General features: G+C 50.4%; 11 protein-coding genes. 8 read left to right on the forward strand and 3 right to left on the reverse strand.

What is annotated here, in order from left to right:
* Positions 1-83 precede the first annotated feature (83 nt).
* The gene (locus G548_RS19305) at positions 84-740 is read left to right on the forward strand and encodes a hypothetical protein (RefSeq protein ID WP_156847949.1); all 657 of its coding nucleotides are present in this window, start codon (positions 84-86) and stop codon (positions 738-740) included.
* Positions 741-865: 125 nt separating this feature from the next.
* On the opposite strand, the gene G548_RS0113715 is transcribed toward G548_RS19305, so the two are convergent.
* The gene (locus G548_RS0113715; RefSeq protein ID WP_022794726.1) at positions 866-1,639 is read right to left on the reverse strand and encodes an MBL fold metallo-hydrolase; all 774 of its coding nucleotides are present in this window, start codon (positions 1,637-1,639) and stop codon (positions 866-868) included.
* 191 nt (positions 1,640-1,830) lie between these two features.
* Between G548_RS0113715 and G548_RS0113720 the strand changes: the two genes are divergently transcribed.
* A complete protein-coding gene (locus tag G548_RS0113720; protein ID WP_022794727.1) occupies positions 1,831-2,604 on the forward strand; it encodes an SDR family NAD(P)-dependent oxidoreductase in 774 nt (257 codons plus the stop codon).
* A 556-nt stretch (positions 2,605-3,160) separates the two neighbouring features.
* Here G548_RS0113720 and G548_RS0113730 read toward each other — a convergent pair.
* Positions 3,161-3,574: a hypothetical protein gene (locus G548_RS0113730; RefSeq protein ID WP_022794729.1), complete on the reverse strand. Its 414-nt coding sequence runs from the start codon at positions 3,572-3,574 to the stop codon at positions 3,161-3,163.
* A 532-nt stretch (positions 3,575-4,106) separates the two neighbouring features.
* Between G548_RS0113730 and G548_RS0113735 the strand changes: the two genes are divergently transcribed.
* The 3 genes from G548_RS0113735 to G548_RS0113745 all read left to right on the forward strand — a co-directional run bounded on the left by G548_RS0113735 (position 4,107) and on the right by G548_RS0113745 (position 6,815).
* Positions 4,107-5,132: a LytTR family transcriptional regulator DNA-binding domain-containing protein gene (locus G548_RS0113735; RefSeq protein WP_022794730.1), complete on the forward strand. Its 1,026-nt coding sequence runs from the start codon at positions 4,107-4,109 to the stop codon at positions 5,130-5,132.
* Between the two features lie 124 nt (positions 5,133-5,256).
* Complete coding sequence (locus G548_RS0113740; protein ID WP_022794731.1) at positions 5,257-6,105, forward strand: ABC transporter ATP-binding protein; 849 nt, start codon at positions 5,257-5,259, stop codon at positions 6,103-6,105.
* Entirely contained in the window at positions 6,105-6,815 is a 711-nt protein-coding gene (locus G548_RS0113745; RefSeq protein WP_022794732.1) for an ABC transporter permease, read from the forward strand. Before G548_RS0113740 ends, G548_RS0113745 begins: the two co-directional genes overlap by 1 nt.
* 91 nt (positions 6,816-6,906) lie before the next feature.
* Here G548_RS0113745 and mqo read toward each other — a convergent pair whose 3' ends face one another.
* Positions 6,907-8,403 carry a malate dehydrogenase (quinone) gene (gene mqo, locus G548_RS0113750; protein WP_022794733.1) on the reverse strand — a complete coding sequence of 499 codons (1,497 nt, stop codon included), beginning with the start codon at positions 8,401-8,403 and terminating at the stop codon, positions 6,907-6,909.
* Positions 8,404-8,630: 227 nt separating this feature from the next.
* Here mqo and G548_RS0113755 point away from each other — a divergent pair, with 227 nt between their 5' ends.
* The 3 genes from G548_RS0113755 to G548_RS0113765 all read left to right on the forward strand — a co-directional run bounded on the left by G548_RS0113755 (position 8,631) and on the right by G548_RS0113765 (position 11,447).
* On the forward strand, positions 8,631-9,416 hold the full coding sequence (locus G548_RS0113755) for an SDR family NAD(P)-dependent oxidoreductase (protein ID WP_022794734.1): 786 nt from the start codon (positions 8,631-8,633) through the stop codon (positions 9,414-9,416).
* A 171-nt stretch (positions 9,417-9,587) separates the two neighbouring features.
* A complete protein-coding gene (locus tag G548_RS0113760; RefSeq protein ID WP_022794735.1) occupies positions 9,588-10,181 on the forward strand; it encodes a TetR/AcrR family transcriptional regulator in 594 nt (197 codons plus the stop codon).
* 45 nt (positions 10,182-10,226) lie between these two features.
* A complete protein-coding gene (locus G548_RS0113765) occupies positions 10,227-11,447 on the forward strand; it encodes an MFS transporter (protein WP_022794736.1) in 1,221 nt (406 codons plus the stop codon).
* The last annotated feature ends 59 nt before the right edge of the window (positions 11,448-11,506 follow it).

An 11,506-nucleotide genomic window follows, 5' to 3' on the forward strand; every position in this document is an offset into this window, starting at 1 on the left:
AGGCCCAACATCAATTGGAAGACATGTTCCGACCGCAGGGTTAACTTCCCGGCTGGAAAAGGACAGCCGTTTACACAAAATTATTGACGGTCCCTAAAGAAATATCAAATGTCGATTTGCCGCCTTTTACACCTAGAAATATAATAAGCATAGATGATTTATCTTATTCTTATAAAGACCTCCATCATGAACAAATTTTTAAATATGAAGCAACAACAAATGTCGTAATAACAAGGTTGTTATTCACGCTACAAGAAGCATATACTTGTGTATGGTTGTATAATGGGATTTCCGGTTCCGATCGCTTAGATTTGAATAACTATATACTATTGAGAATGTTATCCATCAAAGCTGACGAAATCATGGATAATTTGAAAAACATTCAATCGTTTTTACAAGACGATTTCAAAAAAATAGATTCAAAATGTAACTACAAGTTATCCTCATTAATTAGTAGTTTTGAAGGTGAATTAGCAGAAGAATGTCGATATTTAAGAAATATGCTGCATTACAATGAAGAAAAAACGAATTTTTTAGATTACATTGTCACTAAACATGAAAGTGACTCTACTTATGTCAAAACAACTATAGGAAGTATCGTTTTAAATTACATGGAGCCCTTATATGCCACAATTTCTGAGTATTTGAATGTGGAAAACTTAAAAAGTATGAACGATTTTGAGAAAATTTATAAGCGTTTACGTACTAAAATAAAATCAAAAATGGATAAAAATAATTAATAATAGGTTGAAAAAGCGATAAAACAGCTCCGATTTTAATAGAATTCGGAGCTGTTTGCAGTATATTGAATAGAATTTGAATAGCTTCTCCCAGCACATAAATTAAAACTAACTTCAATCTTTACCTAAAAACGATAAATTTCCCCGTCGTCCGGCACCCAAAGATTTGCCGAGATGCCTTTTTCGTCAGCAAAGCTCTTTAACTCATTTTTCGATAACGTCCAGTGGTTTACTGCTTCCATGTGCACGGCAATAATCTTTGCACTGGGGGCGGCCTGCTGCAATTTGTACACGTCTTCCTTGCCCATGACGAGCGAACCGCCCTCGGCGAACTGGTTGTCCCCGGCATTGACCACGATGATGTCCGGCTGGTGAAGGTTCACTGCCTCCTGGACGCCCTCGTACCAGACGGTGTCACCGGCCACATACAGCGTCTGCTCCGATTCGTGGCTGAACACAACGCCGCATACCGGTCCGGTCATTTCAAGGATGTCGCCGCGGCCGTGCTCGCCCTTCGTTTTGCTTAAGCTGATCCCTTCGAAGACGGTGTCTTCATGCAGCACCTCGACGTTCTGAAAGCCCTCGTTCCGGATAGTCTCCGCCTCGTCGGCATTCTGGGTAAACAATGGAATATCCCCGGGGAGCGCCTTTTTTGCGGCCTCGTCCCAGTGATCCTGGTGGGTGTGCGTGACAATCACCGCATCAATGCCTGCGGTAATTTCCTGCAGTGCAACCGGAAGCTCGGCGACGGGGTTGTTCTGGTCGCCGTCCGGGGCGTGGGGCGCCGGGTTTGGCAGCGGTGGATACGCGCCTTTTTCCCCTAAATACGGATCGATCAAAAACTTTTTACCCGCGTATTCGACAATAAGGGTAGCGTTTCGGATCTGCTGGATGTTCATCTGGCAAAACTCCCTTTACATGAAAAATTTAATGGTGTCCTGTTTATTGTAACCGAAACCCGCCAAGGAAACACACGCCGCGATGTTTCGAATACTACTGTCTGGGAATGGGAATTACGTCAATGGACAGTTAATGGCTATGGGAAAACGAAACAACAGGCTGCCCGCCGGGTAGTACAGGAGGTATAAAGATGAAGATATTGATTACAGGAGCGACAGACGGCATCGGCATGGAAACGGCAAGGATGCTGACAAAAGAGGGCCATGAGGTGCTGCTGCACGGACGCAGCGAAGAAAAGCTTGCGGATGTGGCCAAAGAGACGGGAAACGAAAACGCCGAGCAGTATGTGGCGGATTTGTCCCAGATGGCGAATGTGAGAAGCTTCGCCCGGGCGGTCAGGGAGAAGCACAGTCACCTGGACGTGCTCATCAATAACGCGGGCGTGTATACGGCGCCGGGGGAGAAGACCGAAGACGGGCTCGATGTCCGGTTTGCGGTAAATGCGGTGGCGCCGTACATTTTAACGAATGAGCTGCTTCCGCTCATGGATGACTCTGGACGCATTGTGAACCTATCCTCCGCGGCGCAGAAGCCGGTGGATGCAAAGGCACTTTCGGGTGATGCGGACCTGCAGGACGGAGAGGCGTATGCGCAAAGCAAGCTCGCACTCACAATGTGGACGGTGGAGCTGGCGGATAGTATCGATCCGGTTATCGTGGCCGTGAATCCGGGGTCCTTGCTCGGAAGTAAAATGGTAAAGACCGCGTTCGGCGTCGAAGGCAACGATATTACCATCGGGGCGAATATTCTGTATCAGGCGGCTCTTTCGGATACGTTTGCCGACGCGTCCGGGAAGTATTTTGACAACGACAGCGGCGACTTCGGCGACCCGCATCCGGACGCCATGGACCGGGACAAGCGTGCTGAGCTTATCAAACAGATAGAAGGCATTATCGGAAAATAAAAAGCATATAAGTATACATGCAGAACTCCAGGGCAAGGGGTTCTGCTTTTTTAGGCGGAAGGCTTCAAACCTGGTATCCCGGGAAACGAAAAAACTCCGGCAGAAATTACTGCCGGAGAGCTGCGGGTGAATTCAAAAAAGAAGCCTAAAGCAGCAGTCACCAGCTGCGGCTGGAAACATTAACTTATCCATAAAGAAAATAAGTTCTGGCCCCAAGCGTCAGGGTGCTTTGATTTCCGGGAATATAAAAACAATTGTGGAGGTAAGAATGTGACGCACGCTGCCGGTGCCACACGGACACAATGGTGCCGGCTGTGGTTTTCTGGGCTAAACAATGAAGAGTGGTTCCTTCTGTTTCTGCGAAAGTCTGAATGCTCCGGGACTTTCTATTAATATACACGACCTTCATAGTAACACTCCTTTTGGGACAAACGCTTGTGAAAACAAGTTTTTGAAGGATCAATGGAGAAGGGTAAGGGTCGTTGTTTTACTGGTATGAAAAGAATTAAGCGTAGACGTTTTATAGTTTTTAATTAACTCCCGGGTTGGCCGCTCTTTACTTCGATACGGTGTTCGACACACGGGTCCGTTCGCAAATCTGATGATATTTCCGGAACAAATAATAGGTCCAGTTCGCCACAGACATTGCTGTCTGATAATCTCCGGGAATGGAGGTAATGGAAACTGCCTCGTGAAAAAATCGTTTGATTTGTTTGTCGGCGTGAAGAGCGGGGGCATCGAGGGCGATGTGAGCAGCGTGGTTTAGGGCGGGAGGAAGGGGATCGTTGGTAAAAAGCGTATATTCCTTCCACTCACTGGGGTGAAAATAATACATATAAAAAGGAAGAAGCAAAGCCATTTCTCTGCTTTGATGGGCAAATTTGGTGAACGCTTCCGGGTCTTTAGGAATGTGCCCGCCGGCTGCTTGAAACGTCTCTTCAAAAACAACATGCTTCATTTCGTCATTCATTATTAGTCTCCTTTGCTCGTCCGAGTATTAGCATGAAAGGAAAATCTCCATTTTGGCTAAACGTCGATACAGGCAGAAGCACAAGAAAAAGTATTTTGTGCGTGACGCGTGATAATAGAAATGAGTCTTAGGTTACTTATATTCCCAATTATACGTTTGATACAGGTAATTACATGAACATAAAGGCTCTATAGAAAAAATCCCTACTAAATACGCATATGAAATAAATATTATTAATTTAATACTTTAAATTGTTAAATTATAAAGGCCGTAAACAGGGCATTTTAAAGAAGAAAGACGGCAGTAAAAAATATAAGCTGATAAAAAGAAATTTAATATCGTGTAATTATCCTTCGCCTGCATGAACCAGTTTTCTATTTACTAAATATGAATTCTATTTATTTACATATTTCCTGGGGAATAAAAAACGGACCTCTGGAAAATCAAACGCATCACCACTACCACTATATGGGTTATTTTAGGTATACTGAACAAAAAGAGGTGGCGGAAACCTTCGAAAGGAGAACGTGAATTGGCTACACTATCACTTCATCAATGGGAAAAACAAAACGAAGGGATCACGCTGTTTCCCGCTTTTACAATGGAGGTGACTGAGCCATCGGTGCTTGCGGTCTATACACATACCCACATCCGGGAGGTGCTGCTTCAGGCATTTCTCGGCAGGTCTGTGCTTTCAGAGGGAGCGACGATCGTAAATGGCGATCCGCTGAAAAAGCGCCGGTCGTTTACCCGGGAGGTTGGAGTGTGCCGGCTGGAGGACGGATTGTACGAGCGTATCCGGGTGCGGGACCAGGTGCGTTTGTTTCAGCAGCTGTATGCTTCCTCCTGGTCGGTCACTGAACTGCTTTCGGCAGTAAAGCTACAGGAGCGGGCACACTTAGCGGTAAAGCAGCTGACGTATTCGGAAAAGCAGCGGTTAAAACTGGTGCGCCTGTGCGCCCAGCGCGCGCCGTTCTGTGTGTTCGAAGAGCCGGACCAGAACGTGGACCTGGAAACGAGGCGCATTATCGCCCGTCTGTTTCAACGTCTGCAGGAAGAAGGCAGCACGGTGCTTGTGCTGACGGGAAATATGGAAAGTGCGGTTCTTTTGGCAGAAAATGTGTACCGCCTGGAATCCTCCGGGCTGCATTTGGTGGAAACACAAACGGAAAACGAGGAGGAAGAACCAGCTGAAGTGGAGGATAAAGAGCCGGGGCTGCCGTTTGATAAAATTCCAAGCCGCGTGAATGAGAAATTAATTTTGTTTCATCCCACGGAGATCGATTTTATTGAAAGCTTGCAGGGGGAGGTGCATCTTCACGTCCAGGGAGAAGCCTTCCCGGCGGTGTTCACGCTCACTGAGCTTGAAGAGCGGCTGCAGCCGTTCGGCTTTTTTCGCTGCCACCGGTCGTATATCGTAAATCTGCAGAATGTGCGCGAAATTATGACCTGGACCCGCAACAGCTATACGCTCGTGCTAAATGATGCTTCCCAGGCGGAAATTCCGCTGTCCAAAACGAAAATGGCCGCCCTGAAGGCGATGCTAGGCATCAAATAAGTGTTCCATTGAGGGCATTATACGCATCATTGGGGCCCGGATATGCTCCATTGACCCGTAATATAATGCGCCAGACCGCATTTCTTCGTATGCTGAGAGCAATCACATAGGAGGAGGCACAACAATGGAACCGATTCTTCATCTTCAAGGCGTATCCAAGATGTACGGCAATCAGGTAGCGGTCGCCGACCTGGATATCGACGTGCAGCCGGGCGAAATTTTCGGCTTTTTAGGCCCGAGCGGCTCCGGAAAAACAACCACTATTAAAATGATTACCAATCAGCTCGAGGCAACCGACGGCGAGGTGCGCGTGTTCGGCCGGTCTCTGCCGGTGCGGGCGACGAGCGAATTTTACCGGCGGTTTGGCGTGCTGACGGATAACAGCGGCCTGTACCAGCGGCTGAGCATCGAGGAAAATCTCGCCCTTTATGCCAAGCTGTACGACGTGCCGAGGCAGCGCATCCAGGACGTGCTGGAGCTTGTAAATCTGCAGGACGCACGCCGCAGGTCTGTGGCCAAGCTGTCCAAGGGCATGAGGCAGCGGACGGTTCTCGCCCGGACGCTGCTCCATGAACCGGAGCTTCTCGTGCTCGACGAACCGACGTCGGCGCTTGACCCGGGAAACGTACAGCATATTCACCAGGGGCTTCGGGCATTGAACGAACGGGGAACAACGATTTTTCTTTCGACCCATGACATGCAGGAAGCGGAAACGCTCTGCGACCGGGTGGCCTTTATCCATGACGGGCGTCTGCAGCAGGTTGATACCTCGAAAAACCTGCGGCGCCGGTATTCGGAGGGCATGATCCAGGTAGAGCTGACGAATGGGGATGTGCATACGCTTGCGAACACCCCGGCGTATGCCAAGCAGCTGTATGAATATATGGCTGACGACCGGGTGGCTGCAATCCATTCCCAGGAACCGACCCTGGGTGACATTTTCGTCCGTTTAACGGGAAGGGAGCTGGTGTAATGATGATGGCCGTACAGCGCATGTATGCGATTTTTATGAAGGATGTTAAAGATTTATCGAAAAACCTGTTTGTGACGACCACGGTAATAACGCCGGTCATCCTGGCTCTGTTTTACGGGCAGCAGGACCAGCTGCCGATAGAAATTCATTACTTAACGTTCAACATTGCGCTGGTGCTTGTGGCGACATTTGTCCAGGCTGCGCTGATTGCCGAGGAAAAGGAAAAGCATACCCTGCGGGGGCTGATGCTGTCTCCGGCATCCCCGTGGGAAATTCTGGCCGGCAAAAATGTGTTAACCTTTCTGTTCACGGCATTGACGCTGCTTGTATGTACTCTCCTCGCCGGCTACGAGCCGGCTCACGCAGGCATTGTCGGAGCGGGGATGGCGCTGTCGATCGGTTTTTACCTGGCGCTCGGTACGTTACTGGGGCTCCTAGCGACATCGGTCGTTCAGGCATCTGTCGCTCTGCTGCCGATCATGTTTGTTTTCGGATTTTCACAGATTATCGAAGAAATGGCCAACCGATACCAGGCAGCAGGCGTGCTGGAATACCTGCCGAACGTCCAGCTGGTGGAGATTGCCCGCCAGGTGGAGCAGGGAGCGGCGTGGGGCGACGTGACGGCTCCGCTCCTATGGATTGTCGGATGGACGGCGGTCATGTGGGGCGTTGTTTTCATTACCTACCAGCGGCGTCAACTGGAGGACTGAGAAGAAGGCCTTCGCATAAATAAGGGAAGCATCAAGCGCCGTTGGGCACACTGATGCTTCCTTTTTGTCGTGATTCTATTGGTGGGCTTTTTTATACTTTAAGAGCCGTTAACTTAAGGGTGCGTGAGGTGGAGTCGTGCACCATATCAAGCAGCTCGGGGTTATCCTCCAGGGACTGGCCGTAGGAGGGGAGGATTTCCTTCAGCTTCGGCTCCCATGCTTCCAGCTGGTCGGGGAAGCATTTGTTCAGCACTTCAAGCATGATCGATACAGACACCGAAGCGCCTGGTGATTCACCGAGAAGAGCCGCCATCGTGCGATCTTCGGCATGAATCAGCTTGGTGCCAAATTGCAGAGCGCCGCGGCCGCCTTCCTCGGTATCTTCAATCAACTGGACGCGCTGGCCGGCGACGAGAAGCTCCCAGTCCTCACTGGACGCATTCGGCACAAAGTTGCGCAGCTCCTCCATCCGGTCTTCCTTGGTCATGCTCAGCTGCTGGGCGAGATACTTGAGCAGCGGGGTATTCTTTGCGCCGGCTGCAAGCATCGTCAGCACGTTTGTCGGCTTGACCGAGCCAAACAGGTCCATCGGCGATCCCTGCTTCAAAAACTTGGGCGTAAATCCGGCGAACGGGCCGTACAGAAGCGTATCCCTGCCTTCGATATGACGCCGGTCCAGGTGCGGCACCGTCATCGGCGGCGTGCCCTCCGGTTCTTTGCCGTAAACCTTGGAATGATGCTTTTGAACAACCTCAGGATTATCACAGACAAGGAATTCGCCGCTGATCGGAAATCCTCCGATGTGCTTACTTTCGGGAATCCCGGTTTTTTGCAGCAGCGGCAGGGCACCGCCGCCAGCACCGATAAAGGCGAAGGAAGCCGTATGCTCTTCGAGCGTTTCCTTTTGATGGTTTCGGACCTTTACTTCCCACGTACCGTCTGATCGCTGGGCAATATCGTCGACGGAGTGATTGTAGCGGATCTCGACGTTATGCTGCTTCTCCAGGTTGGCAAGCATCTGGCGCGTGAGTTCCCCGAAATTGATATCGGTGCCGTAGTCGACCTTGGTGGCCGCTATCGGCTCGTCGGAGTCACGCCCCTCCATCATTAACGGGATCCACTGTCTGATTTGCTCGGGATCGTCGGAAAACTCCATCCCCTGAAACTGGGGATGGCCGTCGAGGGCCTCGAACCGTTTCTTCAGAAAGTTTACGTGATCCTGGCCGTACACAAAGCTGATGTGGGGCAGGGGACGGATAAACTCTTCCGGGTTTTGAAGGTCGCCCTGGTCCACGAGATGCGCCCAGAGCTGTCTTGAAATCTGAAACTGTTCATTAATTTCGACCGCCCGGCCGGTTTTGAGAGAGCCGTCCGGCTGCTCGGGGGTATAGTTCAGCTCACAGAGAGCCGCATGCCCGGTACCGGCGTTGTTCCATTCATTCGAGCTCTCCTGTCCCGCAGAATCGAGCTTTTCAAAAATGGTAATGCGCCACTCCGGCTCCAGCTTTTTCAGAAGCGTGGCGAGCGTCGCACTGACGATGCCGGCGCCAACAAGAATTACGTCCGTGGTGGTGTTGCTGTAGTTCATGGTTTTTCCTCCTTAAAAGGTGCATGAGTGTAAGCGTTTGCTTTAAGTAGTATGATCATCTGATGACTATAAATTTATAATAACATACTCGTCGTTGAAAAACGAGATGGAGTATAAACTGGGCACCTTAGTTTGACTAAAGCAATCCAGGGAATAATGGGAAAGGGCAGGCATAGAATATTTAATAATCAATGAAAGATTCATAGAATTTTATTGGAGGGATTATGATGAAAATTTTAATTACAGGGGCAACCGACGGCATCGGTATGGAAACAGCGAGAATGCTGATGGCCGAGGGCCACGAGGTGCTGCTTCACGGCCGCAGCGCGGAAAAGCTTGAAAAGGTGGCAGAAGAGCTCGGCAACGAACAGGCAGATCAGTATGTGGCAGACCTGTCCAAGCCGGCTGATGTAAGAAGCCTGGCTCTGGGAATCACGAACAAGCACAGTCATCTGGACGTGCTCATTAATAACGCCGGAGTCTATAATGCCACGGAGGCGGCCACCACAGATGGCCTGGACATCCGATTTGCGGTGAATACGTTCGCCCCATACATTTTGATGAACGAGCTGCTGCCGCTGATGGATGAGTCGGGACGTATCGTAAACCTGTCTTCTGCAGCGCAGAACCCAGTGGATTCGGAGGCACTTTCAGGAAACAAACATCCCCAGGACGGGGAAGCCTATGCCCAGAGCAAGCTCGCCCTGACCATGTGGACGATGGAGCTCGCTCCTCGCGTGGATCCGGTGTTAGTGGCGGTGAATCCGGGATCCCTGCTCGGAAGTAAAATGGTGAAACGGGCGTTTGGCGTCGAAGGTAACGATATTACCATCGGGGCGAATATTTTGTATCAGGCGGCTCTGTCGGATACGTTTGCGAATGCCTCCGGCAAGTATTATGATAATGACGCAGGCGATTTCGGCGACCCTCATCCGGACGCCAGCGACAGCGAAAAACGCCAGATACTCGTGAAACAGATGGATGACATAATAGAACAGACAGGTAGTTTGTAAACACTCTGCCAAGATTACTACTGTAAATTTGACAGTAAAGCAAGGCTCTGTAAAAGAGCTTTGCTTTATTTGTGTATGAAGCTGTTAAAATGGTGCTGGCATTAAAACAAGGTGTATGTTAAATTTACCTAACGTTAGGTAGGAAATGAATACAGAAAAGGTGTTGATCGGATGGACACGCGCGAGCGCATTCTTCATACAGGTCTGGAGCTGTTCACCGAACGGGGATACGAAGGGACAACGCTTGCGGCAATTGCCGGGCAAATAGGCATTAAAAAGCCGTCGCTGTATGCTCATTTTACGAATAAAGAAGCTTTATTTCTGGCTGCAGTCAAAAAAGCTGTGCTTGAATATAACCAGATCGTGAGCAGCGAATTAAAAGCATCGGAAACAGAATCAACGGAGAGCCAGTTAAAAACCTTATTATACCGACTAGCAGAAGTTTATTACGATGAATATACAATCAGTCAGTTTTATTACCGGTTTTTATTTTTTCCACCGCCGGAACTTGCCCCGCGCATGCAGGAGCTGGTGGTGTATCACGGGAGTATTGCCGATCAGCACATTGAAGCCGTCGTGCAGCAGGGCAAGGATGAAGGGGAAATAGAGCCCTCGCTTGCCAATGATCTTATCACGGAAGCCTATTTAACCCTGCTGAGCGGCATCGACTTTGACATCCGCTATTACGATTTTAATAAAAAACAGATCCGAACCCACGTCGACCGGATATGGCAGGTGTTTTGGCGTGGAATTCGGGCTTCCTGACTAAAATTAAAGAGGGAAGCCGCACAGATGTACAGGAGGGCACAGATGGCGGATTCATGGGTTTCGTTACTAAAAAATAAAACGTTTGTACTCGTATGGCTGTCGGGCATGACGGTAATGCTCGGCTTTTCCATTTTCTTTCTGTCCGTTTCGTGGTTTGTCGTCGATGAAATGCAGCAGCCGGCGATTCTCGGCGTCGTGATGACGACGATCGCTATTCCGCGTGTCGCGATGATGATTTACGGCGGGGTGCTGGCGGATAAAATCCAGAAGTCGCGGATTATGTTTACGACAAATGCGATGCAGGTGGGCGTAATGATCGTTCTGGTGGTGCTTGTGCAGCAGGACGCCCTGCAGACGACCTCGTTGATCATTCTGGCGTTTATCTTCGGGTTTCTGGATGCGTTCTTTTTCCCGGCGGCTTCGGCAATGATCCCGAGTATTGTCCCGGTGCATCAGCTGCAGCAGGCCAACTCCTGGTATCAGGGCTCCACGGAGCTGATGTTTATCATCGGTCCGGTGGGGGCGGGACTGCTGTTGACCTTTGGGGGCTTCAGCTTTGCGTTTTCTGCGGCGGCTGGTTTGATCGCGCTGTCGACCGTGCTGATTTATCCGCCGCTGTTGAAGGATCCGGTGCCGGAAGCGAGAACCGGGCGCCATACGGCCTGGATGGACCTGAAGGAGGGGCTCGCTTACGTACGGCAGTCAGGCATCCACCGATCCGGTACGATGGTGATTATTACAATTAATCTGTTAATGATCGGACCGCTGTTGATCAGCATTCCGATGCTCATCAGTGCGCTCGGAGGTGCCCCCTGGCAGCTGAGCCTGTTAGAAGGAGGGTTTTCAACCGGGACCTTTCTGTTGAGCGTGCTGCTCGTTACCTGGTCGCTGAAGCAGCGACGGGGCCGGTGGGTGCTTGGTGCTCTGGGGGCAGGCTTTATTCTGCTGTTTGTATTCAGCCAGGTGGAGGCGCTGCCTGTGCTCGTCTCAGTGATTACGCTCATGGGCGGGGCAGGGATGCTTGTGTACCTGCCGACAATTACGATGATTCAGGAAAAAACCGACAACAACAAGCTCGGCCGGGTGATGAGCCTCGTAAACTTCGCGGCGAGCGGATTCGAGCCTATTGCCTTCGCGCTCATTTCGTTTCTGGTCGCGGCCGCGATTCCGATTCAAACCGTACTCATGTATACGTCCGTCACCGGGCTTGTGCTGACCGGCCTGCTGCTGTGGCTGAGCCCCGAGTTTCGGCAGACCGATTAATGCCACCAGTAGAATACTGTTTAAGCCTTCCGCGCCGACACGAGCCCGGAAGGCTTTTT

Origin of the sequence: Marinococcus halotolerans DSM 16375 (assembly GCF_000420725.1) — a bacterium.
Lineage (GTDB): Bacteria > Bacillota > Bacilli > Bacillales > Marinococcaceae > Marinococcus > Marinococcus halotolerans.